The sequence below is a fragment of the Paenibacillus selenitireducens genome (assembly GCF_002021565.1).
Lineage (GTDB): Bacteria > Bacillota > Bacilli > Paenibacillales > Paenibacillaceae > Paenibacillus_K > Paenibacillus_K selenitireducens.
This window is the reverse complement of record NZ_MSZX01000002.1, coordinates 160,198-185,141: the sequence shown is the minus strand read 5'-3', so window position 1 is coordinate 185,141 and position 24,944 is coordinate 160,198. Positions and strand designations below refer to the sequence as shown.

Here is a 24,944-nt window from a genome sequence, read left to right as displayed (position 1 = left end):
GGAAGGTTAGGATGATTGAATGGAAGGTTTCTTGGCAGAGATAGTACTAGCCTCTACGGGGTTAATTATGGCAGATTTTTCATGCGAAATCCACGAAAAATTACGACACGCCATAACAAAAATCGCTTTTTCCTCCACCGTTCTCGGCAAAGAAAAAAGCGATATTTTCGATCAACTCATCCGTGCAAAATCCACAGGTAATGAAGTTTCTGGCATGCTAGCTTCTAATCCTCATCATCTTCATGCTCCATCCACTTCTTCCGGGACCAGATCCATTGGAACAAGTACGCGAACAACACCCCGCCAAGGAGAAGAACGATTCGGATGCTCCATGCTCCAGTTCCCAATACCATAGGAAGCCACAAGAGAACGGCTGTGATGAGATGAACTCGACGAGCTAACTTTACGATGGCCTGCTTCCGGGATCGGAACGGGATCGGATAAATCGAAGCCCAGAATGAATACCAATGGAAGCGTCGAATGGCCGCTAATTGCGTTCCGAGAACCAATAGGATAAACGCATATACGAGCGCCGCCCAGCTTGAATCACGCAACCAATACATGACCAGCATCCCAATGGCGAGCAATCGCATGACCATCCCTAGGACATCGCTGCGAAGAAGGGTTTTGGTATACAAATAAAAATAGGCCGATTGTTGCTGCCAAGGCATCTTTTTGCTAAATGCATTGAGCCATGTTCTTTTGTATACTTTCTGCGGCATCGAAGGAACGTCGACGAACCAATTCAAGAAAATCATAAATCGCCCGCGTTGATCACGCTCCAGAGCAATAAGCGTATCCCAAGGCACTTTATGCTTCGGCGGGAAGCGCAGCGCGATTCCGTATGTAAGGATTAGAATGACGCTGAACAGGAAGGCTTTCCACATGGGCTGCCAGAGCCATACAGCAATCAGTAAAATCGACAATGCAAAGCGAACGAACCGATACGCCCATCGTGCGAACGGCATACTCATACGGCGTTCCTGCCAGCTGCCGTAACTATTGCAGACTTTTAGGATAAGAAGCACAGCCCATAGCAATAAGAAAGACTTCGGATCTGGATCTGCTCGAACGTATAAAAGCCATAGAATGCAATAGGCTACACTGAGAAAAATCGCTTGCGGAACGATACTGTACCGGAAGCTTCGCCGGAAATATTCCTGCATTCTGGGTTCGACGCGCAGCAAGTAGACGATGTCAGCAGACTTCAGAAATGTGCGTATGCTGCTATAGATAACGAACGGAGTCAGAACCACGAGACTTACGACGCGAATCGGATAATTCTCGGGAATTCGATCAAGAAATCCGATATAACCTGCAGCACCGCCAATGATAAGAAATCCGAGTAATAGTAGAAAACCGCTCTGACCTACATAACGGAAATAGGGGAATACTTCCTGCCAAAACGCGTCTTTTCGGTGTTTCCATAACTGCTGGAGATCCATCATTTATTTCCCGCCCTTAACGAGTTGATAAAAGATTTCCTCCAACGATTCCTCGCCGCGTGGAGACTGCTGACGCAGCTCCTGAAGCGTCCCCTGCGCAATGACATGCCCTTGATGCAGTACAATAAATCGATCGCAATAATTCTCAATGGTCGATAAGATATGAGAGCTTAACAAGATCGAAGCTCCTCGCGATTTCAATTCCACCATAAAATCAAGCAAGTTACGAATCCCTAATGGATCAAGCCCCAAGAAAGGCTCGTCGATCATATAGAGCGGCGGATGCACCAGAAATGCGCTCATGATCATCACCTTTTGACGCATCCCTTTGGATAAATGCATCGAAAAGGTATTATATTTATCATTCATTTGAAATAATTCAAGGAGTTGCTGCACCCGTTCATCATAATCTTTCTTCTCCACAGCATAAGCCATCGCCGCGAGTTCAAGGTGTTCCTTCACGGTTAACTCTTCATAGAGCATCGGCGTCTCCGGCACAAAAGCGAGTGAACTGCGGTATATTTCCGGTGCTTCGGCCAGTGTCTTGCCTTGCAATGTAACTTCGCCGCGATGCGGCTGCATCAATCCCAATATATGTTTCATGGTTGTACTTTTGCCCGCTCCGTTCAGACCGATAAGTCCGACCATCTCGCCGGGTTTCACTTCAAAATTCACATCATGCAGCACGGGTTTGCCCGTACTATAACCGCCCGTTAATTGATTGACCTGCAATACCGTTTCCATTGGTATGTCTCACCTCTGTTTATATTATAACGAAGCTGCGGTCAAGTTGCGAATGAAGAATTTTCATTGTCTAATCAAATAGAACCTTCCCTTCGGGTTGGCCCCGAAATGAAGGTTCGTCAGGCTTATTTCTAGTCAAATTACTCAAATAACATCTGATCCATACATCGAAGCGATTCCGAAATGCGCGGCATGATGTCCATCCATTGTAATACGTCTTCCTGCAAGCGTATGCCCGGCGCGATCTCCACCAATTCCAGCTCTCCATCCAAGAGACGGAATACCGCCCTTTCCGTGACATAAATGACCTCGATCCCCCGCTTCTCAGCATAAGCTGCATGGAAGGTCAGCTGCTCTACACGGCTTACAAACTTGCGGACCTTGCCCTCCTGAAGGATGTGGAGCTGACCGTCTTCCATGGATACTTGGAGACCTCCTGCGGTAAACGTAGAGCAGAACACAATTTTCTTCGCATGCTGACTGATATTAATGAAGCCCCCGCATCCCGTGATTTTACCGCCATATTTACTGACATTCACATTGCCTTGACCATCTGCCTCCGCCATGCCTAGACAAGCGATATCGATCCCCCCGCCATCCATAAAATCAAATTGCGCCGGCTGGTCGATGACGGCGAACGCATTCGCGGAAGCGCCAAAGCTTAAGCCGCGGGCTGGAATCCCGCCGATGATACCGGATTCGAGCAACAGGGTGAAATCATCACGTCCTTGCTCCATCGCTGCAAACCCGACACCTTCAGGCAAGCCGATCCCAAGGTTCACAATGTGACCCGGCATGATTTCTTGCAAGGCGCGCCTCGCAATTACTTTGCGCTCATCCAGGGCTAACGGCGTGCTTATGACTTCATCGTCACGAATGTCACCGGCATACGCTGCATTGTAGGCTTCCGCGAAGGTCATCCCATGATGTTCAGGTTCTGCAACGACAACGGCATCAACGAGAATTCCCGGGATTACGACTTGCTTCGGATGCAAAACACCTGCATCTACAATCCGCTCCACCTGTACAATCACTTGACCTCCGGAATTGTGAACCGCTTGTGCAATGGCCAGCATTTCAAGCGTAACCGCTTCACGCTCCATTGATATATTTCCATAACCGTCTGCCGAAGTCCCTCGAATCAGTCCGATATGCAAGGGAAATGACTTGTAATAGAGCCATTCGCGATCTCCCAAAGTCACCACTTCAACGAGTTCTTCCGTCGTACGCTGATTCATACGCCCCCCTTCATAACGCGGATCAACGAACGTATGCAGACCAACATGGGTCAACGTACCCGATCGTCCCGCCGCGATATCACGATACATATGCACGATGGTCCCCTGCGGGAAATTATAGGCATCAATCCGGTTATCAACCGCAAGCTGACCTAATCGAGGTGCAAGGCCCCAATGGCCGCCAATGACACGTTTTACCATAGATGCATGCGCCAAATGATTTAATCCCCTTGAAGCTCCGTCCCCTTGCCCCGCAGCATAGATTAGAGTTAACTCCTTAGGACTTGCTTCATGCAAAAAACGCCGCTCCAAGGCGGCGGTTAACGATTCAGGATGTGCACAACCGACAAAACCGCCGACTGCAATCGTATCTCCATGTCTAATGAGTCGAACAGCCTCATCAGGATTCATGATACGCACTTTTTGTCCGTACATTAGATCGACAACCCTCCGTTAATTTCGATCGTTGCTCCATTGATATAATCGGATTCGTCAGAAGCAAGGAACAGGTAGGCATTCGCGATCTCCTCCGGTGTTCCAAGTCTGCGAAGCGGAACTTTCTCCACCATCTTCTCAAGCACTTTTTCCGGTACTTTGTCGACCATACTCGTATGAATATACCCCGGAGCGACTGCGTTGACGCATATTCCCTTGAAGCCTAGCTCCCGCGCCCATGTCTTTGTCATCCCAATCACGCCTGCTTTGGTTGCCGCGTAATTCGTCTGACCGATATTGCCCTGGACGCCAACGATCGACGATGTATTAATAATTTTCCCTTTGCCTTGTTGCACCATATACGGCGCCGCAAAGCGGGTACAATAAAACACTCCGTTCAAGTTCACACCGATCACACTTTTCCACTGATCTATGGACATTTTGGTCAGCATGGCGTCTTGCGTAATTCCTGCGTTATTGATAAGAATATCAATTCCCCCAAATGTCGATACCACCGCTTCAATCATTCGTTCGACACTCTCGGGATTCGATACATCCACTTGAATAAAGAGAACCCGCTCCTCATCGTCTACCTCTAACTGCTGCAAAGCCTGGCTGCCAGCTGCTTCATTATAATCAGCAATCACAACCTTCGCCCCTTCTGATAGAAATCGCTTCACGGCCGCGTAGCCAATCCCACTTGCACCGCCCGTAATAATCGCCGTTTTCCCCGCTAGTCTCATATCCGAACCTCCTATTCGTGCCTTTATTTCTACAGAAAGTCTTCCATATGCTTCAACAATTGAGGCAAATCATCCACCAGAGGCGAATGTCCGCAATTTTCTAGAATACATAGTCTGGCGCGATCCCCTAAGTCCCCGATCAACTCTCGCATCATCGACTCGGTAATGACTTTATCGTGTTCTCCCCACAGAACAAGCATCGGTGCCTGGATACGAGCAGCCGCTCCTGTCCCGCATCCTGCTTCATGGTCGGTATGACTAATATTGAATCGATTCAATGCATGATAAACATCCATCAAATTCCTCTGGGTCAACATATCATCTAAATAGGCTTCGTAACGCTCAGGAGAAGGTTGATGGCGATCATAGATCACCGCATTGTACAGCATCCGGTTAAATTCCCGGTCCCGGTTCCGATTCGCTTCCACCTTCACTCGGTTGTATTGCAATGAACAGATATCCTCATATGTCGTTACACGTCTCGACACGTCGATGGATCCGTCAGCATGCTCTGCAAAAAATGGATACCCGCGCGTCGACATGGAAGCCAGCAAGATCAGCTTGCTCACTTGTTCAGGATAATCCGCAGCAAACTGCATAATAACACCGCCCCCGGTCGACCAGCCCATCAGCGCGAAACGCTCGAGTCCAATGGCGTCAATGAACATCTTTAAATCCGCCGTGAAATCCTGCAAAGATGTAATGGGTGTTTGATAGGTGGATACTCCAAAACCTCGCATATCTATGGCGATGACGGTAAACTTAGCATCTATATGTTCCATGACAAGGTCCCAATGCTGCGATGAGTTCATATTCCCGTGTACAAGGAGTAATACTTCATCCCCTCCCTCACGCACACGGTAACCAAGTGTTTCTCCATTCGGCAGATCAACCGTTTGTAACGTTATATTCATGCTTTATCCCCCCATTTGATGGTGACAGCTCCCCACGCATAACCAATCCCTGCAGATACTAAGACAACCACGCTGCCGGGACGAATCTTCCCTTCGGCGATACCTAATTCCAGACAAAGGATCGGGTCAAATTGGCCGATATGTCCGTAATGATCCAGGTATACGGTCTGCTCCGAGGTCAACCCCAACTGTTCCAAAACATAATCATGCGCCGATTTCTTCATGTGAAGAATCCCGATAAAATCAATGTCTTCGACGCGGTACCCACTGTCTCTCACGGAAGTTCGGACCACTTCGAGGAAATTCGCCATCGATTTCTCCTCCAGCCGTCGCTTCATCCCTTCCGGATCCGGTACATCAAAATAAGGCCCGCCCGCTGCAAGAATCTCCATCGTCACAGGCTGCTTGGTGCCACCTGCACTGACAATTACATCTTCTGAGAAAGCACCATCCGTCTTCAGTGATGTCTCCAATACAACGTTCATCCCAGCACCCTTCTGCAGCAGAATCGCGCCGCCGCCAGCACCTAGATTAAACATAAACCGCGTGCGCGGGTTGCGATAGTCGATTAAATCCCCATTGCGGTAGCCCCCTGCCAGCAGAACATGACGTATACGATCATCTCCTTGCATCAGATGCTTCGCCAGCTTCAATGCCATGATCGTGGTGCCGCACCGAAGCGCCGCATCAAATCCCCAAGCATTACGGGCTCCGATTTCTTCCTGAAGCTTTAATGCCGCGGTCCAAACGGGATATTCTTTATATTCCTCGCCAATATAAATCACGACATCGATATCCATCGGGTCGATTCCCGCTCGTTCGATCGCTAATTTCGCTGCTCGAATCCCCATTTCACAAGGATGGTCTTCTAGGCCTGGAATGGGCTTCTGCATAATGCCAAGCTTTGTCTCGACCACCGATTGAGGCACACCCGATAATGCGCTAATTTCTGCGCTCGTGATTCGTTGTTCAGGGAGATACATCGCAGTACTGCGAATTCCTACGGCAAGGTGCTTATCCTCCTGCTCCGTCAACCTGCTTCCCCCTCTCCAATACCTTTTCAATCGTTGCCATCGCTTCCGATAGTGACATCACAGTCCATTCTTCCTGACTCTGCACATGTGTCACGCGAACACGCCACATCGTCTCATCCGCTTGAGGCGTTTGGACGGAGCTGCATCGCACTACAAATGAAGATACTGTCGATGGCGATTCACTCATGACACATTCACCTTCTTCCCTTGGGATTCGGATTCGGTTGAGACTCCGGATGGGTCTGTATCTTGAGGCCTGGCTTTCCGATATTTATGCCATTTGCTTCTCAACGTACCGACAATTCCAGCCGGGAACAGCAGCACAACAAGGATATAGAGTAATCCGAAGAAGATGATCCACCGTTCAAAGATCGGATGAAATTTCGCGAGCTCCGTTAACCAGTGATGGGCAAACTCAATAATCGATGCGCCGATGATGGCACCAATGAGCGTGCCTACCCCGCCGATAATCGTCATTAATAACGCATTCAATGTCATATCCATACTGAAAACCGTCGTATTTACAAATCGCAAGGTGAGTACATACAGCGATCCGCTCAAGCTTGCTGTGATCCCAGCTACGATGCTTGCCAGTACTTTGTAATGCACGATTTCAAATCCAAGCGATTCTGTCCGCTGCTCATTTTCTCGCACCGCCTGCAATACACGTCCCACAGGCGTATGAATAAATCTTCGCAGCCCCAGATACACCAGCACCATGATGACAAGTGCAATAAAATACAATACCGTTCGATCCTTGATCAGCTCAGGCACTTGAAACGTAAAACCGTCATTTCCATGGGTAACGCTGCGCCATTTTTCCGCTAATACAAGCAGCAGTCCTGAGAATGCCAAGGTGAGCATGGCATAAAAATGACTTTTTAATCGAAGAGACAGCATGCCAACGATATAACTGAGAAGCGCGGATAAGACCATGCCAATCAGAATGGCTAGCAGTAACGATCCAATGGCGGCCCCTTTTTCATTCATCATGACCCCGACCGAATAAGCTCCAACGCCAAAAAACATACAATGACCGAACGACACAATTCCCGTATATCCCAGCAAAATATCATAGCTCATCGCAAAGACTGCAAAAATAAAAATTTGAGTCAGCATCATCAAGAAACTACGCGAGTCTGTAACAAACGGTAACCCGATGAGCACCATAAGTACGAGAGCCCCTCCGAGTTGAACGGGATTTCGACCCATTTTATGAAGCAGCAATGTCTCTCACCCTTTCGCCCCGAATAGTCCCGATGGTTTAATCAATAGCACAATGACCATTAATAACATGTTCCCTGCAAGCGACAGCTCCGGAAGATAATAAGCGAGGAACGATCCCGATAGACCGACGAGTATTGCTGCGAGCATGGAGCCTTGAATGCTGCCCATTCCTCCGATGACAACGACAATAAAAGCTAGGATCGCGAACTGCATCCCCATTTCAGAAAAGATCACGCCCGAATAGGGTGCAAGCAAAGCGCCTCCTAAAGCAGCTAACCCCGCGCCTACCATAAACACCAGCGTAAAAATGGTTCGAATATGAATACCCAATGCCTGCACCATCTCTTTATTCATGACGCCCGCACGCACAATGAGTCCGATTTTCGTCTTTTTCAACACCAATTGGACGGCTAAGAAAACCAGCAAACCAATCACAATGACAAACAACCGATATTTAATCAAAATCACGCTGCCTATTTCCCAGCTGCCGCTTAAGAGCGGAGGGACATCGGCCTTTAAGGGGTTTGGACTCCATACGACCTTCAACATCTCACTCAACACGAGCATAACACCCAGCGTAACAAGAATTTGCTGCACATGATTGCCGTAAACCGGACGAATCACCCAACGCTCCATCATCCAACCCAATGCCATTCCGATGACAACCGCGCCGATCAGCGCCGCTACAAAAGAGCCCGTGACTCCATAGAGCCAGACCCCGCCGTAAGCTCCCCAAGCGAACAATCCGCCATGCCCGAAATTCAACACGCTCATTAAGCCGAAAATCAAGGTCAATCCAACGGCAAGCAAAAATACAAGCATCCCTGTTGCTAATCCGTTCACCAGCAAATTAATGACACCATCCACTGCAATTCCTCCTTCCTTACGCGATCCTGCAACGAGTCCTGCAACGAGCTAAGCAATCCCGAGATATTTCCGCCGAATCTCTCCATTGTTGCGCAGCTCCTGCATCGAGCCCTGATGAACAATTTTGCCCTCATCCATCATGTAATACCGGTCACCAATCGTCTGAGCCATGAAAAAGTTCTGCTCCACGAGCAACACGGTCGTCTTCGCCTTCATCATTTCAATCGATTGCATCAGCTTCTCAACCATGATGGGGGCGAGTCCTTTACTCGGCTCATCGATAAGCAGCAAATCGTTATCATTTACATACGCACGTGCAATGGCCATCATCTGCTTCTGTCCACCGCTCAATAATCCAGTCTTACGGTTCCAAAAGGTTCGTAAATCAGGAAATACATTTAGAATCCATTCTTGCCGTTCCATAGTCCTGTCATCTTGCCGACGCATCGCAATTCTCATCGTCTCGCCTACCGTCAAATCATAGAACATGCTCTGATCCTCAGGGACATATCCAATACCTTTTCGGGCAATTTGATACGTCGCAAGACGTTCAATCGATTCGCCTTTCCAATGAATACTGCCTTTCGATGCCGGCTGAAGGCCCATAATCGAACGAAGGGTTGTTGTCTTGCCCGCACCGTTACGCCCAAACAGCACCGTGATTTCACCAGGCGTAACGTCCATTGTCACGCCTTGGAGAATATGGTACTGCTCAATAAACGTCTGCATGTCCTTGACTTGCAACAGCGTCATCATACAACCCTCCTAAATATGCTGTTTGCACCATTTCATTGTTCATGATGTCCTCCGGCGTGCCATCTGCAAGTAATTTGCCATTGAAAAGCACGGTGATACTATCCGATAAATCGAGGATCATCTCCATCTTGTGTTCAATGAGCATAATCGTTCGATCCCCCTCAGACTTGATACGGCGGATGACTTCAAGGATCGCTGGAACTTCCTCAAGCGATATCCCGGCCGTCGGTTCGTCTAATAGCAATAAATCAGGCTGCAAGGCAAGCAGCATCGCAATTTCCAGCTTGCGTTTCTCGCCGTGAGCCAGATGCATCGCAAGGGTATCTCGTCTGCTGCCTAGCAATACCATATCCAACAGATGTAATGCCCCTTCCTCGAACACGCGAAAGCGACGGCTGCGGTAATGAAGCAGCATATGGAACCGAACTCCGGCTTGCGATTGAACCGCAAGCCGGACATTCTCAAGTACCGTTAATTTCGGGAATACATTGGTGATTTGAAATGATCGGCCCATCCCTAGCCTTGTTCTCGCAAATGGTGGAAGCGCCGATACATCCTGCCCTTTGAACTTGACAGTTCCTTGGGTTACCTTAAGCTGCCCGCTTAATAAATTAAAAAATGTCGTCTTGCCTGCGCCATTCGGCCCGATAATCGATTTAAAGTGATTTCTTGGCACAGCCAACGTTACATCATCTACCGCTGTATAAGCGCCAAACGCGATTGTTAAACCCTCCGTCTGTAAAATCGGATCCATGCGCGTCTCTCCCTTATTCACATCTATGGGTACTATGGCTTCGTTCGAATAGGCGGCGCTGTCTCTTCCGGTGATAATTCACGAATGAGTACAGGAACCGGATAATCCACGCCGTCTTGTTTCTCCAGCTTCACCGCATATAAGCTTTGTAGTGCTTGATGATCTTCCTTGCGGAACGTCATAGTCCCTTTGGGTGTATTAAACGACATGCCTTCCATCGCTGAAATCAATGGATCCGCATTCGTATCTCCGTTGGTTTTCTTCACGGCTTCCACAATCGATATGGCAGCGGACATGCCCCCTGGCGTGAACAAATCCGGAACTTCGCCATTGAAGCGTTTCTTATGTTCTTCAACAAGCCATTTGTTCACATCATTCGTAGGCAGGGTATGGTAATACACCGAGAAGCCTTCCATGCCGGTAAGCTCTTGCATCGTTTTTAAAGCCGCGATGTCAGGTGCTCCTGTCGATAATTTAATCCCTTGCTCTTGCACCTTCATATCCTGCAATTGCTTCCAAGGTGTGTTCGCACCTGCCCAGACCACGAAGAGGTAATCCGGTTTGGCTTTAACAATCTTTTGAATATTTGCAGTAAAATCGGTAGCCGTTGCATCCGCGTATTGCTCTTCCACAATTGTGGCCCCAAGCTTGGTCGCTGCTTCCTTAAATGCCGCAATGCCGTCACGGCCGAATGCGCCATCCGGTGCAAAGGTTGCGATTTTAACTCCTTGCTTCGCAATCGCTGCCGCGCCTGCTACCGCATCTTGTGATGAGTTGCGCGCCGTACGGAAAATATACTTATTCCACATCGCGCCTGTAATACTGTCTGCCACGGCAGGTTCTACGACCATGACTTTTTTATATTCCTCAGCTAGCGGTAACACAGCTAAGGTGTCCCCGGAGCTTGAGGAACCAACTAAGAAATCGACTTTATCGGTTTCTAGTAACTTTGTTGCCTTTTTTACCGCTACATCTGGCTTTGTCTCGGTGTCTTCCACAATAAATTCGATTTTGCGTCCTGCAACCGTTTTCGTTCCTTCGGTCGCGTAATCAATACCTAATTCAAATCCTCGCACCGTTTGCTTCCCATAGCTTTCTAGCGCACCTGTCAACGATGCCAATACACCGATTTTCACCGGCGGTAACTCCTTTGCAGGTTCCGATTCTTTCGTTGCCGTTGGTGTCTGGTTGGTTTCTGTCTTTGTTTCTGTCTTTGTTTCTGTCTTTGCCTCACTGCCGCTATTCCCACATGCCGTGACCAAGAAGAGTAAACTCAACAACAGCATTACACTTGCTTTTCTTGTGATAAGTTTCATAGACAAAAGAAAAACCCCTTTACGACTTGTTTGAGATCATCATAAAGGAGTTTAGTTACAAATGAGTTACATTTCCTTGCGTATCCGTCAGCTTAAGATACAATTCCTTCGTCTGCGGCATCGGTTCAATGCCAAGCTCCTGTTCTAAGGCAGTTACACATTTGTTATACCACTTCATTGCTTGATTGCGATTGTTCAGTTGAACATGGCATCGGATCAGCAGACGATAAGCTTCTTCCCAGCAGACGTCCTTTTGAAGCATCGCCTCACACCAACGAATAGATTTGTTATATTGCCCGGATTCTTCATAGAGTTGTGCCAAGCGTTCAGCGCCTCGCAAGTACTGGACTTGCAGTCTTTCCCGCTCTTCAATGCACCAATCGTCATATCGCCGCTCTGGCATGTAATCGCCCTTATACAGCTGAAGGCCTTGTTCCAAGGCATGAATGGCTTCTTCCGCATGGTCAGACTCCAGTCCTTCCTTCACACGCTCTTCGAACTCCACCGTGTCCAAGTTCCAGCCTGCATTCGGATTCAACTGATAAGCAGTCCCTATACGAATAATAAAATAGGGATTCGATCGTGCGCGACGATGCGGCTCTAGCGCAGTCTGCAGTGCATTCAGTGCCACCTTGAAATCACGGTTCGCCGACTTCTCATCCAATGCAGGAAGCAGCATCCCAAATACTTCTTCCTTCCCGAGCGGACGCTGCCGCTTCGTTACGAGCAGTTGGAACAGCTCCTTCGCCTTTCCGCGAAGCCAATCCTTCTCACCAAGCTCTTGATCGCCCAGCCACACACGGAATGCCCCGAGTGTTTCTATACGTAGTGTATACCCGGGATGGTAGATTAAATGATCCATACCCAGCGTGAACAACAAGGAGGACACGAACATTTTACAAAGATGAAGTCGTTTGGCTTCCAATAATAGTGGAACAAGCTGCTGTGGATCCGAAGGTCCATATAATGTGCGCTGTAAGAATAAGAAGCTGTAGCCTCCCTCTTCCGCAAGGCACAAACTCTGTTCGAACCAAGCAGCAAATGCCCCATCGTCTTCCATACGAAATGCGGTGCTCGCAAGCCACATACATGTGACCGTCATGCCAAATCGATCTCCGCAACGTTCGAAGCGCATCAGGCAATCCTGAAATATGTCCCGCGCATCCTCCCACTGCTGTGCATAATACACAGCAATCCCCATGCCGATCCGGATAAATGAAGATAGCCAACCATCGCTGACTTTCTCCGTTTCAGCTAATGCCTGCCGACCGTATTGCAACGCTAAATCCATCGAACGTTCTCGCCCATACAGCAAGCACAACCCCATTAGTGGTTCTGCTTTGCCGCGTGGTAGATCCAGCTTTTCCATCATCCCTAAGGATGTCTTATAGCAGTTTAATGCTACCTGATTATCATATTGGCCTAACAGCTCTGCCGCATGCCCCATACGCATCCAACCGCAGGCTTCAACGTAAGGTGCATTCAACCGGATCCCTTGCATCATGCCGGATTCAGCGGAGGCTTTGGCAGCTAAGGGCTCACCGCTATAGCTTTCAATCAGCGATAACAGCAACCCGACTTCCCGGTGAGAACGCGACAATGCTTTGGATAAGCCTTGTTCATCCGTCCGTTTGGCACGTTCCAGCACTTTTTTCGCTTCCAACAATCTTCCCGTTCGCAAACGTAATCTCGATTCCAGCAGTACATCCTCAAATCGGGGATCCATCGCTAAACAGCGTTCATACCATCGTTCTGCTTCACCTGCTCGACCAGAATTCACAAGATTTTCTGCCATCAATCCATAGAGTCGAACGGCTTGCGCAACGTCTTCCCCGCGCAGCGATTCAATCAATTCAATTGCACGAAGCAGCAAGACCTCCGCTTTTCCCGGTTGAATCGTGTCCAAATAAATTTGTGCCTGCCCTTGCAACGATAAGCTCTGTGTGATCACATCGCCATGACTCGACGCGATATGCTCCCCTTCAATATAGCTTTGAAAGGCTTTATCATAGATACAGCGATACCGATAGATATCCCCTTCATATACAAATAGCGACGGATATTGTTGTTTGTTCGATGATGGCAGACGCTGTAAACGTGTTAGCAATTGTTCTAAATGCCCTCTGCGAATCATATCCGGCCCATGCACATGCATGAGCCTCGCGGCTTGCTCGGAATCACCCACGGCTTCCAGATGTAACAGCGCGAGATCACTCTGGCCCTGCGTGGTAAAATAATCAGCTGCCTTTCGATGAAGCAGGATATACAAATCGGTGTGCTTGCGAAGTTCTCCGATTAGAAAGTCACGAAATAAGGCATGGTAGCGATATTGACGGTCGTCGACTTGCGTCAGAAATAAGTTCCTGGCGTTAAGCTGCTTCAGCATATCTTGAGAGCCTCCATAACCACACACGGCATCACAAAGTTCCTCGCTCATCAAATCCAGAATGGATGTCTGAAGCATAAATAATTGCAGGGCCTTCGGCTGTTTATGAAATAATTCCAAGGCAAGAAAACGAAATAAATCATCCATCGGCTGCAGCGGCTTTTTCAATACTTGCGAAATATCGCCTTCCGCCACAAGTAAGCGCTGCCAAAATAATTGAATCGCAATGACCCAACCTTCGGTTTTCTCATAGATCTGTGCAATTTGAGCTTTGGTCAGCGGATATTCGTAATTGTCAGCGAACAAGACTTCCATTTCTTCTTCACTGAAGGCCAGATCATGTTGGGTCAATTCCATCATTTCGCCACGCACTTTCAAGGCAAGCAACCCGTCCCAAGCCGGCCGGGTACGACTCACGACAACAAGCCGAAAGGGCTCTATGTCCGGTAAATACCGCAATACATATTGCATCCAACATTCGATTTCTTGACTATGTTCTACATTATGATAATCATCTAATACAAGCACCAATTCCCCGCTCATGTGTGTCAACTCATTAAGAAATAGATCTGCCAGCCGATAAATCTCCGAATCTCGCATCGCGTGGTGTTCTTGTTGCAGAGCGCCGAGGACAGAATCACCAAACCGTTCTTCTCGTTGACGTATGGCATAGACCATATGCATGATAAATGGAAATAAATCATCATCCTGTGAAGATATTCCGTACCATGCATAAGGTACATCAGCAGTTCGTATATATCCAGACAACGCAGTACTTTTACCGTATCCCGGTCCAGAATGAACAAGCGTTAGCGGATAATCCGTCAATCGCTTTAATTTCTTCGTCAACTGAGGACGGCGCAGCATATGCTTCTTCACGGGTGGCGGTGTCAATTTCATTTTCAACACATGGCTTTCTAATTTCATCTACACCCTCCAATTTCCAGAATTCTCCTTTCATTGTATAAAAAAAATACTTGGTTTGCACCAAGTATTCCTGCACTTTCTACACATTCTACATTCTATTGTGGTGAGAAAACCTCTATCGATGCCCTTTCGAGGTTGAGCGACCTACAAGTTTTGCTTGCAAAACTCGCTTCGTAAGCAAGGTGGTTTATACGAAAATAAAAGCATCCTAATGTGGCTATAATGGTGCTAGAAAGACAAAGTCATGCTCCCTTGATTCTCGAGGCGCTCGGATGATTCAGTTGCAAGAAGGCGAGCGGCTATTCGACTCGTGGTTGCGCCTTGTGTATAACGGACATGAGAGACCTTATTGTTTACTATACTCATAGATTAGCCGTTGTTGCGGACACAGATGACCTTATCCCATTCGAATCATGAGTATTTAGCTTATGTCTAGCATAATAAGAGCTGCTGTGTCCGTTCACCCTGCATTTTGAGTGCTTTTGGCATCATTAAGGTCTCCTGAGTCCGTTAATTTCTCGTTCCGTGGTACCGTCACCCTAATTTGATTTCGGCTATCTCCCGAAAAGTTATAAATTCTATTGTGGTAAAAAAAGAGCCACCAGCGCTTTTTTATCACATTTGCCAACAGCCGTTTTAGGCAATTCCGAAATAAATCGGAACCGTTTGGGAATTTTATATTTCGCGATTCGACAGCTGCAATACGCCTTTAGCTCTTCCGCCGTCAATTCTCCCAGCGGTTGAAGCACAACTACAGCGGCGATGACTTCGCCCCACTTCGTATCCGGCACGCCGATCACCGCTGCTTCTCTAACATAAGGGTGGCTCTCGATCAACTTCTCAACCTCTTGCGGATAGACATTCTCCCCGCCGGTGATGATCATATCCTTCTTGCGTCCAACAATATAGTAGAAGCCTTCCTCATCCCGCTTCCCAAGGTCCCCTGTATAGAACCAACCATTCTTAAGGACTTCTTGCGTGGCTTCTGGCTGCTTCCAATACTGTTGGAACAAATGCTTGCCATATAATACGACTTCGCCAACTTCATGCGGCTCCGTTATTTCGACGAGTCCACGCATCAGCTTCACTTCTGTGAACATCATCGGACGGCCCACGGAACCCGATTTGCGCAACGAATCCTTTGGATCGATAACAAAATTATTCGGACCGGATTCGGTGGCACCATAACCCTCTTTAAAGGCAATTTTTTTATGGGCAAACGCTTCATACACCGCCTGTGGACATGGAGCCCCCCCGGAAATGAACGTATGCATCGTTGGGAAGGATGACTGTTCAAATGCTTCTGAGTTAATGAGCATGTGGTACATCGTAGGTACCATCAAAGCGATCGTGCAGCGTTCTTGATTTAATAGCTTGACGACACTCTCCGCATCGAAGGATTTGGCGATAACGACGGTTCCACCCGCAATCAGAACAGGCAGCGACAAGGCGTTTAATCCTCCTGTATGAAACATCGGCAAGTACGTCGGGGTAATTTCATCTGCGGTTAAATTCCAGCTGATCACCGTGTTCACCGCATTCCAAAGGACCGATTCGTAACTCAGGATAACTCCTTTCGGTTTCCCTGTCGTTCCCCCGGTATAGATCATCATCCAAGCATGCGACATATGGCACTCAACGGGATCTGCCAGCGATTCACCTTCCGCTAACGCAAGTTGATACGCCTCATCCTGAAGACCAACCCGCGTTCCGCCGTGCAAGCTTAACAAAGACACCGTTTCTTCAAGGGCAGGATGCACGAATATGCAAGTAGGCGTACAATCCGTAATGATCCCATTCAACTCTGCAACAGATAGACGCCAATTGAAAGGAACAAAGATGGCCCCTATCTTTCGACACGCGAATAACAAATCCACGTAGGCGACATCGTTCGGCGCGAATAAACCAACTCGATCGCCAAGGGATACGCCTTGTTGTCGCAAAAATAACGCGATTCTCGAAGCGCGGACATCCATCTCCGCATACGTCCATCCTTGACCCGATTCTCCATCTTGTACAGCGATACGATCCCCGTTCTGTAGACTGCGCTTCATAAACCAATCCATCGCAATATCTCTATCCCTGCTGCCGACACCCTGCAGTTCACTCTTATTCATGCTCATCACGCCATCGCCTCCACGACGATGGCGATCCCATGGCCCCCGCCAACACACAAGGCCGCCACCCCTGTTCGGACATTACGCTGCTTCATCGCATGCAATAAGGTGACCAGGATGCGCGTTCCGCTTGCTCCAATGGGATGTCCGAGCGCAATCGCGCCGCCATGTACGTTGATTTTCGCTGGATCGATGTCGAGCTCTCGCATGACGGCAAGCGTCTGAACTGCGAACGCTTCATTAAGCTCGAAGAGATCTACATCCTGCATACGCAACCCAGCGCGTTGCAGCGCTTTACGGATAGCTGGAACCGGTCCGAGTCCCATCCATTCCGGCTCAATGCCGACATGGGCATAACCGCGGATGCGGGCTATGGGCTGAAGATGAAGTTCGCGGGCACGTTGTTCCGAACTTAACACGATAGCTGCTGCTCCGTCATTAATGCCCGAAGCATTCCCAGGCGTAACCGTGCCTCCTTGTTCGAAAGACGGTTTTAATTTACCGAGAATTTGAAGCGTCATCCCCGCTCGCGGGTGTTCATCTTGTTCAACCGTAACCGTGCTGCCCTTGCGGTCGGTATAACGCACGGTCACAAGTTCTTCTGCGAAACATTGTTCAGCAACAGCCTGTGCAGCTTTCACCTGACTAGATAAGGCAAATGCATCTTGCTCGTCACGTCCAATAGCAAAGCGTTCCGCCAATCGTTCTGCCGTCACACCCATAGGTACGTCTGCAATCGCACACCGTAATCCATCATGCATGATACTATCGATAAGCTGGCCATCCCCAATCCGATAGCCGCCTCTTGCTTGCTTAAGCACATAAGGAGCTTGCGACATATTCTCCATACCTCCAGCTAAAACAATCGACGACTCATCCGCACGAATGCTTTGCGCGCCAAGCATCACAGCCATTAGCCCGGACCCACACACAAAATTAAGCGTAGCGGCAGGAACATGTACGGGAACAGCCGCCATGAATCCAGCTTGTCTTGCCGGGTTTTGCCCTGCCCCTGCCTGCAACACATTGCCCATCCAGATCTGCTCTACCTGTCCCGACTCGATCTGCGACCTTGCCATCGCTTCACGAAGGGTGAGCGCACCAAGCTCAACAGCAGAAACTTGCTGGTACACTCCCATCATGCTGCCGATTGGAGTACGAACTGCACTTGTTATTACTGCTTCTCCCACGTCATCCACCTCTACGTATAAAGTTAAGATGGTTTCAGTTAACAACAAGCGAGTTACAAATCGGTTACAAGCCTCACGTGAGGCGATTCAACTACGTTCATCGTTATTGCCGCAGCAGCCGTAATCCGTTTAGAATGACTAAAATCGTACTGCCTTCATGACCCACAACGCCTAACGGCAGCGGAATATTACTCACAAAGTTGGAGAAGATCAGCGTAAGGATGACAGCTCCTGCGAATATCATATTCTGCTTAACGACACGGTTCATCTTGCGCCCAAGGCGTATGGAACTCTCGATATTTGCCAAATCATCATTCATGAGCACCATATCTGCGGTCTCCAATGCAGCATCCGAACCCGCTGCCCCCATTGCGATGCCAACGTTCGCCACGGCCAGTGCCGGCGCATCGTTCACCCCGTCTCCAACCATGGCGACATGACCGTACTGCGCTTGAAGTTCTTTAATAATACGAAGTTTATCCTCGGGCAACAATTCCGCATACACGAGATCAATCCCCGCTTCTTTCGCAATTTTATGCGCTGTCTTCTCTTGATCCCCCGTCAACATGGCTGCTCTTACGCCTAGCGTATGCAATCGGCTGATCAACGTCTGAGCTTCCGGTCGAATCTGATCTTGCAGCGCGATCAACCCTGCAATGGTGTCATTTCGTTGGATCACGATGACCGTCTTACCTTCCATCTCTAGTCGGTGCAGCTCTTTCCTCACTTGCTCACATATCTCAGCTTCTTCGAACCAGCCTGGCTTGCCAATGGACCAGAAATCGCTCTGCACATATGCCTGTACGCCCCAACCTGTAACCGCTTGAAAATCCGTCGGGCGTTCCAATGTGAGTCCTTGTTCTCCTGCCTTCGCAACAATCGCCCGCGCAAGCGGATGTGTCGTTAACGATTCAATGGAAGCGGCTGCGGTTAAGCATTCGGATTCCGATATCCCATGAAACATCAGCATATCCGTGACCACAGGACGACCGCGTGTCAGCGTACCTGTCTTATCGAAGGTCACGACTTGGACCCGAGCTAGATTCTCAAGATGCGCCCCGCCTTTGAACAAAACGCCCTTTCTTGCCCGATTCGAGATTGCGGATAACATTGCAGGCATGATCGAGGCAACCAAAGCACAAGGCGAAGCTACCACAAGGAAGACCATCGCTTTATAGATGGCATGGTTCCAAGTCCAGTCCATCAGTAATGGAGGAGCCAGCATCAAAACCACGGTTATCCCCAACACAACACGAGCGTATATTCGTTCAAAACGTTCCATGAAAAGCTGCGATTTGGGCATCTCGCTCTGTGCTTCTTGTACCAGAGCAATGATTTTCGCGAAGAGAGAAGATTCACTGGATGCACTTACTTCAATATATAAAGCCCCTTCTCCGTTCAACGTCCCTGCAAATACCTCATCGCCCGCTTCCTTATCGACCGGGATACTCTCCCCCGTAATGGATGCTTGATCAATCGACGAACGCCCTTCCTGAATCGTCCCATCTGCTGGAATTCGCTCCCCATTGCGAACAATGATGACATCGCCAACCTCTAGTTCGGAGATATGAACCTTTTCCTCGATATCATCACGATACCGAACAGCCATTTCAGGCTTCATATCCATCAATGCCGAGATATCTTTCGAGCTGCGCGCCATGGTATAAGTCTCTAAAGCTCCGCTTAATGAGAATATAAAAATTAAAATGGCTCCTTCTGCCCAGTAACCAATGCAACCCGCTCCAATGGCCGCGAGAATCATGAGAAGATTCACATCCAGATCACGTTCTAGAATTAAAGTTTTTACGCCTTGTCTAGCTTGGGAGAACCCGCCAATGATAAAGGCAAGTATATAGAGAACAATCGCCGCATCCTCGTGAATATGGCTTGTCGCCCATGCAATCGCTGTTAAAATCCCCCCTGTGACAGAAGCAGCAAGTTCTCCATTTCGCACAACCCATTCTTTGATGTTCATCATCATTCACTCCTTCTAATTGAGAATGAAAGTTATTGTTAATACCCCTAAAATACATCATGCTGCCCCTGCAAGCAGGGACAGCATGATTGAGAATGAATATCATTTTTTGTACGTATCCATCATTTTTGTATTAGGGCAACTTTCTCACTCACAGTATAGCATACTGCGGAGATGACGTCATGCGGTATGATCACGATTCCATCTATTTTTTATTTTATCTAAAGGTTTCTTTGATCCTGCGAAGGATGAGGGCGTATTATTCCGAATAAAAACCCGATCCCTCCACCAACCACAGCAGGCACGATCCAACCGATTCCCTGCTCATACAATGGAAGATGCTTCAACCATTCCGTAACGAATTCTACGGGAATATTCGCTTGCTTCAAACCATCGAATAAGCTAACGAGCATCGTGCCGATCAAAGCGCCAATATATACCGAAGCCCGTCCACCAAACCAACGGTGACAGAAAGACAACAGGATAATCACAATGGATACAGGATAAATAACGAGCAAGATCGGGATTGAGATCGAAATGATCGTATTCAATCCAAGATTGGCAACCAATAATCCTAATACACAGATGATGAAAGCAATCTGATTGTACCTGAGGCGCTTGATTAAGGTTGAAAAATATTGACTGCATGCGGACACCAACCCAATACATGTTGTGAGACATGCCAGTGCAACAATGACGGCCAACAAGACTAATCCGAATTGACCAAATAATTGTTGTACAATCTGCGTCAACAGCTGTCCTCCATTTTGCGCATAGCCAAGCTCCGTTACACTAGTGACTCCCATAAATCCGAGTGCCGCGTATACCAAGGATAAGCCAACCCCCGCAATGATTCCGGCTTGAACGGCTGCTTTCGTAATCATTCGCTTATCTTGAACACCTGTATCTCGTATCGCATTGATGACGATAATTCCAAATGCGAGCGCTGCAATCGTGTCCATCGTCAAGTAACCTTCCATAAATCCCTTGAATCCGGGTGACGCCGCATATTCTTGAACAGCAGGATGCGCCTCCCCTAGTGGACTCATCATTGCAGCGATGAACAATGCCGCGATTGACAGAAGCAGTAATGGCGTTAATACATTACCAATGCGAAGTACCAACTTGGATGGGTTTAGGCATAACCAGTACACGAGACAGAAGAAAACAAACGTAAAAGCAAGGAGCACCCATTTGCTTGCTCGCAACGATTCGGGGACAAATGATCGCATTCCCATCTCAAAAGCAACATTAGCAACACGCGGTATCCCCATGGATGGGCCTATGGACAGATATACGATAACGGCAAATACAATACCAAACTTCGGATGTACGCGACCGGCTAAATGCTGCATATCACGGCCAGATATAGCAATTGCTATTACGGTCAATAACGGCAGACCGACACCCGTCAAGATAAATCCGAATATAGCAAACGCAAAGTTTTCTCCTGCCTGCTGCCCCAATATCGGCGGAAAAATCAAGTTCCCCGCACCAAAAAATAATGAAAATAGCATAAGTCCCACGAAGAACACGTGGCTTCTCGGTAATGATTTCATCTGTCTGTTCCCCCTAGACGTCTTAAACATAACTTATCTATAAAAACAAAGAATCCGTCCCTTATAAGGGACGGATTCTAATCCGCGTTACCACCCATTTTCATGCAGCAATACATTGCAATCTTTGGATCAGTTATCATATCTTACTTCTCGTCCATGAAGTTATACGTCAATAAGTTTGTTATCTATTGTCACATGATACGATTGAGAATGTCAACGTAAAATATAGTCACGTTCGTGTCGAACTATCCTATTTTTCTGCTGATCTGACAGGAACAAGATTTTTGAGCCTATCCCTACTACCTGTGGTTAATTTGGATAATTACTGCGAATCTCACTCTCGATCCCTGTAGGAACGACAACAGTCAGATTGATTTCCGCACGGTTGCCGAACATCACTTTCATTGGGGGCTCATCAACGAGGATATACAGCACGTCGCCTACCGGCTTCACATGAACGGCGTTCGCCAGATAGGATTGCTGCTCATCTATACGATCGGAACGATAAGTGCCAAAGACATGAATCTCTTTGTCCGGGGTTGTATCCAAGTGGATGCCGGACGTTCGGTTGCTCTGAACAATGACCTTCTTCACTTGGGGATCGAGCTTCATATTCAGATCTGGGAGGCTTGCCGACTGTTCCGTGCTGCCTACTGCATGTCGAACTTCTTGCAATAATCCGGTCGTACTGAGTACCGTCGCTCCCAGACAGATCATCCCTAATACCCCAACGATCAATATACTTAAGACATCATATTGAAGTCGGACCTGACGATTTCTTGCAAATAATACATAAGCGAGAATCTCGCAACCCAGCAGAATAAAGATGACAGGCCACCACAACCATAATATATCTGCCGTCTCGGCATCAAACCAGGTTTGCAGCAGCACACCGAGCCCAGCCCCGATCAGGGCGATTCCCATCGATAGACTTCCTACCCGGAAGCGACGGATTGGCATCGTCTCTTCTTGCCGCGGCCGCTGCTGCAACCGCTCTTCCTCAATCGCGTTTATCGGTTGTTGAATATTCACTTCCATGGAACGGCTCCCCTACTTCCCTATGATTTCGCTGCTTCGAACCTGTTAGCAACTTGATTCCTCCACCAATGAACAATACAGCAATCACGATGGTCTGGAAATAATCCTCAATCCGGTATCGATACTGGCCAAGCCAATCTGGGAACTGAACTTCAAGAATAGGAACGATAAGTCGGATCAGGATGTAGTAGCTGCCGAGAAGAACCAGAATCACGCCTAACCACCGCTGATGATTCCCAATCCATTTCACGATCGGAATATCTCGTAATTCTTCACGTCCGTAGCGGCTGATTTGCTGTAAGGCATCGAAGAAACTGAAGCACCAAATGAGCGGAATAAGGAACAAGAATAAAGATAATCGCAAGAAATCCAGAATATAGATCGATCCTAGAAAAGCAACCATGAGCTGCAAACCACGCTTCTGCAAGCCGAGATACATGTGTCCTGCACCCGGAAGAACAGATAACATCATCGCGAGCATCTTGCTGCGTTTGCCCTCCTCGCGATAGTTCTCAAAATCATCGAATAGTGTCCGATCCACCAACATTTCTCCACGCTGCTTCTGATGAGCGAATTTTACCGCGTCGAACATGCAATAGAGCCAGATGATCGGCAATAATCCCAGGAATACCGCAAAACCGCTCTGATGCGTAATGGCCGTTAAGAAGATTAATACCGTTGATAATCCAAAGAAAGCGATTAAGAAGGATAACCCCCGCTGCATTAACCCTAAGTAGAAGTGCCCTAATCCAGGAACGAACGACAGGAGAATGGTGAAGAATCGTTCGTTCTCCTGTTTGGGCATGTTCGCCTGCATCGGATTCGGTCCTTGAAGACCGGCAGCATGCAAAAATTGTTCGCCATAGGTTCCTGTCGTATTCGGGATATACGGCGTACGAATCAGATAAATAATCATATCCAGCATGTTGATACATCCAATGATGAAAGCGAAAATTACCATAGACACAAATGGCGCGTCATCTCTGGTTACGATTCCTGCCATGAACCCTAGACCCAGAGCTCCAAAAAACAACAGCGCATAGATAATCGCTTTCGTCTTTTTGCCTACATAATAATGCCCCATCCCTGGAATAAAATTCAGAAAAAACGCTAACCCTTTACTGCGATAAGGTTGCAAATGTCATCCTCTCCTTTGTTTGTGTCGTTTGTCTGCTGTCTGTTATTTCTTCAATGCATCCAACCAAGAGAATGCATGTTCAATAATGGAATTTGTGATAGATCCGCTAGGTTGATTCAACAATGCCTTGGGTTCATTCAATAAACTATCGAATGCACCACTGACGAGTAAGATACATGTAATCGATGCCGCCACCGTGTAATGAAACAGGGGATGTTCATACCATCGGCGTTGTCGCACCACCCGGATAGGTGTCGGAGGCGTCTGTACAGGTCTATCCTCATATACTTCCCGCAGGATCCGTTCCGTAAATGCCGTCTCATCATCCAAATGCGGCAGCTCCTGCTCCAGTTGATTCATGGCTAGCAGATACAACTCCATCGCTTCTTCCGAGTTCAGCAATGCTTCCTCCATCTTCAGGCGCTGCCCCTCATTCACGGTATCTCGGACATACATTAACCAATCAGCAAGATTATAGCCTGTCATCGCCAATCCTCCTCCTTCCAATGGGTTCTAAGCCACTGCCTAGCTCGATACAGTCTGGATTCGACTGTTTTTAACGAGATATCACACTCCATCGCGATCTGTTCATAACTTTTCTCTGCCAAGTAATACGATTCAATCATTTCGCGGTGCAAAGCTGGGATTTGATCCAGTTCGGTACGCAGTCGGGCTTGACGATCCCGAATGATCACCTCGGATAACACATCCGCAGCGGCACCGCTAGCCACATACATCCTGCTGCCGACGGCTTCTTCTAAATTCTCAACCGCATCTTCCTGCTTTCGATTTAACTTTCGTTTATAATCAATGGCCTTATGCAGCGCAATGCGCGATATCCATGTCTTTAATCCTTTGGACTCATATTGGGGGAGAGAACGGTGGATTTGGATGAATACTTCCTGCGCTATATCTTCCGCATCTGCTCGATCACGAACGACCGAATACGCGACTTGAAATACATGCTGGCGATAACGGTCGATTAATTGTCGAAATGCATCCGCATCACCTAGCCGTATTCGTCGTACGATATCTTCGTCTTCGATGTTCTCCGCCCCCCTTCCTGATCATATAGACGCACATACAATAGTTTCCCCCTGCACATTCTACAAATATTTTCGAAAAAGCACAAAAAAACAGG

Annotated in this window: 20 protein-coding genes and 1 pseudogene; all 21 read right to left on the bottom strand. The window is 48.0% G+C overall.

Annotation, left to right across the window (positions count from 1 at the left end):
* Nucleotides 1-224: 224 nt before the first annotated feature.
* Entirely contained in the window at nucleotides 225-1,448 is a 1,224-nt protein-coding gene (locus BVG16_RS05045; RefSeq protein ID WP_078497461.1) for an ABC transporter permease, read from the bottom strand.
* Nucleotides 1,449-2,195 carry an ABC transporter ATP-binding protein gene (locus tag BVG16_RS05040; protein ID WP_408635307.1) on the bottom strand — a complete coding sequence of 249 codons (747 nt, stop codon included), beginning with the start codon at nucleotides 2,193-2,195 and terminating at the stop codon, nucleotides 1,449-1,451.
* A gap of 134 nt (nucleotides 2,196-2,329) precedes the next feature.
* Complete coding sequence (locus tag BVG16_RS05035) at nucleotides 2,330-3,862, bottom strand: acyl CoA:acetate/3-ketoacid CoA transferase (protein ID WP_078497459.1); 1,533 nt, start codon at nucleotides 3,860-3,862, stop codon at nucleotides 2,330-2,332.
* Complete coding sequence (gene fabG, locus BVG16_RS05030; RefSeq protein ID WP_078497458.1) at nucleotides 3,862-4,605, bottom strand: 3-oxoacyl-ACP reductase FabG; 744 nt, start codon at nucleotides 4,603-4,605, stop codon at nucleotides 3,862-3,864. The genes BVG16_RS05035 and fabG overlap by 1 nt, the downstream gene beginning before the upstream one ends.
* A gap of 29 nt (nucleotides 4,606-4,634) precedes the next feature.
* Entirely contained in the window at nucleotides 4,635-5,519 is an 885-nt protein-coding gene (gene phaZ, locus BVG16_RS05025) for an intracellular short-chain-length polyhydroxyalkanoate depolymerase (protein ID WP_078497457.1), read from the bottom strand.
* The gene (locus BVG16_RS05020; RefSeq protein WP_269845574.1) at nucleotides 5,516-6,553 is read right to left on the bottom strand and encodes a 3-oxoacyl-ACP synthase; all 1,038 of its coding nucleotides are present in this window, start codon (nucleotides 6,551-6,553) and stop codon (nucleotides 5,516-5,518) included. Before BVG16_RS05020 ends, phaZ begins: the two co-directional genes overlap by 4 nt.
* Entirely contained in the window at nucleotides 6,534-6,740 is a 207-nt protein-coding gene (locus tag BVG16_RS05015) for a hypothetical protein (RefSeq protein ID WP_078497456.1), read from the bottom strand. The genes BVG16_RS05020 and BVG16_RS05015 overlap by 20 nt, the downstream gene beginning before the upstream one ends.
* Nucleotides 6,737-7,765 carry a branched-chain amino acid ABC transporter permease gene (locus tag BVG16_RS05010; RefSeq protein ID WP_078497953.1) on the bottom strand — a complete coding sequence of 343 codons (1,029 nt, stop codon included), beginning with the start codon at nucleotides 7,763-7,765 and terminating at the stop codon, nucleotides 6,737-6,739. Before BVG16_RS05010 ends, BVG16_RS05015 begins: the two co-directional genes overlap by 4 nt.
* 21 nt (nucleotides 7,766-7,786) lie before the next feature.
* Entirely contained in the window at nucleotides 7,787-8,647 is an 861-nt protein-coding gene (locus BVG16_RS05005; protein WP_078497455.1) for a branched-chain amino acid ABC transporter permease, read from the bottom strand.
* 48 nt (nucleotides 8,648-8,695) lie between these two features.
* On the bottom strand, nucleotides 8,696-9,400 hold the full coding sequence (locus BVG16_RS05000) for an ABC transporter ATP-binding protein (protein WP_078497454.1): 705 nt from the start codon (nucleotides 9,398-9,400) through the stop codon (nucleotides 8,696-8,698).
* The gene (locus BVG16_RS04995) at nucleotides 9,360-10,157 is read right to left on the bottom strand and encodes an ABC transporter ATP-binding protein (RefSeq protein ID WP_078497453.1); all 798 of its coding nucleotides are present in this window, start codon (nucleotides 10,155-10,157) and stop codon (nucleotides 9,360-9,362) included. Before BVG16_RS04995 ends, BVG16_RS05000 begins: the two co-directional genes overlap by 41 nt.
* Nucleotides 10,158-10,189: 32 nt before the next feature.
* A complete protein-coding gene (locus BVG16_RS04990; RefSeq protein ID WP_078497452.1) occupies nucleotides 10,190-11,473 on the bottom strand; it encodes a substrate-binding domain-containing protein in 1,284 nt (427 codons plus the stop codon).
* Between the two features lie 55 nt (nucleotides 11,474-11,528).
* Complete coding sequence (locus BVG16_RS04985; RefSeq protein WP_078497451.1) at nucleotides 11,529-14,786, bottom strand: BTAD domain-containing putative transcriptional regulator; 3,258 nt, start codon at nucleotides 14,784-14,786, stop codon at nucleotides 11,529-11,531.
* A gap of 578 nt (nucleotides 14,787-15,364) precedes the next feature.
* Nucleotides 15,365-16,909, bottom strand: coding sequence for an acyl-CoA synthetase (locus BVG16_RS04980; RefSeq protein ID WP_078497450.1), 1,545 nt, complete (start codon nucleotides 16,907-16,909; stop codon nucleotides 15,365-15,367).
* Complete coding sequence (locus tag BVG16_RS04975) at nucleotides 16,909-18,093, bottom strand: acetyl-CoA C-acetyltransferase (RefSeq protein WP_078497449.1); 1,185 nt, start codon at nucleotides 18,091-18,093, stop codon at nucleotides 16,909-16,911. The genes BVG16_RS04980 and BVG16_RS04975 overlap by 1 nt, the downstream gene beginning before the upstream one ends.
* A 103-nt stretch (nucleotides 18,094-18,196) precedes the next feature.
* Nucleotides 18,197-20,071, bottom strand: coding sequence for a heavy metal translocating P-type ATPase (locus tag BVG16_RS04970; protein WP_408635306.1), 1,875 nt, complete (start codon nucleotides 20,069-20,071; stop codon nucleotides 18,197-18,199).
* 269 nt (nucleotides 20,072-20,340) lie between these two features.
* Nucleotides 20,341-21,627, bottom strand: a pseudogene (gene brnQ / locus BVG16_RS04965) (branched-chain amino acid transport system II carrier protein); the annotation flags it as partial.
* A gap of 309 nt (nucleotides 21,628-21,936) precedes the next feature.
* Nucleotides 21,937-22,665 (bottom strand): hypothetical protein, encoded by a 729-nt coding sequence (locus tag BVG16_RS04960; RefSeq protein WP_078497446.1) that lies wholly within the window; start codon nucleotides 22,663-22,665, stop codon nucleotides 21,937-21,939.
* Entirely contained in the window at nucleotides 22,628-23,803 is a 1,176-nt protein-coding gene (locus BVG16_RS04955) for a hypothetical protein (RefSeq protein ID WP_078497445.1), read from the bottom strand. The genes BVG16_RS04960 and BVG16_RS04955 overlap by 38 nt, the downstream gene beginning before the upstream one ends.
* A 42-nt stretch (nucleotides 23,804-23,845) precedes the next feature.
* The gene (locus tag BVG16_RS04950) at nucleotides 23,846-24,289 is read right to left on the bottom strand and encodes a hypothetical protein (RefSeq protein WP_078497444.1); all 444 of its coding nucleotides are present in this window, start codon (nucleotides 24,287-24,289) and stop codon (nucleotides 23,846-23,848) included.
* Nucleotides 24,286-24,786, bottom strand: coding sequence for an RNA polymerase sigma factor (locus tag BVG16_RS04945; RefSeq protein WP_233146927.1), 501 nt, complete (start codon nucleotides 24,784-24,786; stop codon nucleotides 24,286-24,288). The genes BVG16_RS04950 and BVG16_RS04945 overlap by 4 nt, the downstream gene beginning before the upstream one ends.
* Nucleotides 24,787-24,944: the final 158 nt, after the last annotated feature.

What these genes read in the sequence shown, in the direction of transcription:
- BVG16_RS05045 (WP_078497461.1), bottom strand. Translation starts at nt 1,448, where the DNA reads ATGATGGATCTCCAGCAGTTATGGAAACACCGAAAAGACGCGTTTTGG.
- BVG16_RS05035 (WP_078497459.1), bottom strand. Translation starts at nt 3,862, where the DNA reads ATGTACGGACAAAAAGTGCGTATCATGAATCCTGATGAGGCTGTTCGA.
- fabG (WP_078497458.1), bottom strand. Translation starts at nt 4,605, where the DNA reads ATGAGACTAGCGGGGAAAACGGCGATTATTACGGGCGGTGCAAGTGGG.
- phaZ (WP_078497457.1), bottom strand. Translation starts at nt 5,519, where the DNA reads ATGAATATAACGTTACAAACGGTTGATCTGCCGAATGGAGAAACACTT.
- BVG16_RS05015 (WP_078497456.1), bottom strand. Translation starts at nt 6,740, where the DNA reads ATGAGTGAATCGCCATCGACAGTATCTTCATTTGTAGTGCGATGCAGC.
- BVG16_RS05010 (WP_078497953.1), bottom strand. Translation starts at nt 7,765, where the DNA reads ATGGGTCGAAATCCCGTTCAACTCGGAGGGGCTCTCGTACTTATGGTG.
- BVG16_RS05000 (WP_078497454.1), bottom strand. Translation starts at nt 9,400, where the DNA reads ATGACGCTGTTGCAAGTCAAGGACATGCAGACGTTTATTGAGCAGTAC.
- BVG16_RS04995 (WP_078497453.1), bottom strand. Translation starts at nt 10,157, where the DNA reads ATGGATCCGATTTTACAGACGGAGGGTTTAACAATCGCGTTTGGCGCT.
- BVG16_RS04990 (WP_078497452.1), bottom strand. Translation starts at nt 11,473, where the DNA reads ATGAAACTTATCACAAGAAAAGCAAGTGTAATGCTGTTGTTGAGTTTA.
- BVG16_RS04985 (WP_078497451.1), bottom strand. Translation starts at nt 14,786, where the DNA reads ATGAAATTAGAAAGCCATGTGTTGAAAATGAAATTGACACCGCCACCC.
- BVG16_RS04980 (WP_078497450.1), bottom strand. Translation starts at nt 16,909, where the DNA reads ATGAGCATGAATAAGAGTGAACTGCAGGGTGTCGGCAGCAGGGATAGA.
- BVG16_RS04970 (WP_408635306.1), bottom strand. Translation starts at nt 20,071, where the DNA reads ATGATGAACATCAAAGAATGGGTTGTGCGAAATGGAGAACTTGCTGCT.
- BVG16_RS04960 (WP_078497446.1), bottom strand. Translation starts at nt 22,665, where the DNA reads ATGGAAGTGAATATTCAACAACCGATAAACGCGATTGAGGAAGAGCGG.
- BVG16_RS04950 (WP_078497444.1), bottom strand. Translation starts at nt 24,289, where the DNA reads ATGACAGGCTATAATCTTGCTGATTGGTTAATGTATGTCCGAGATACC.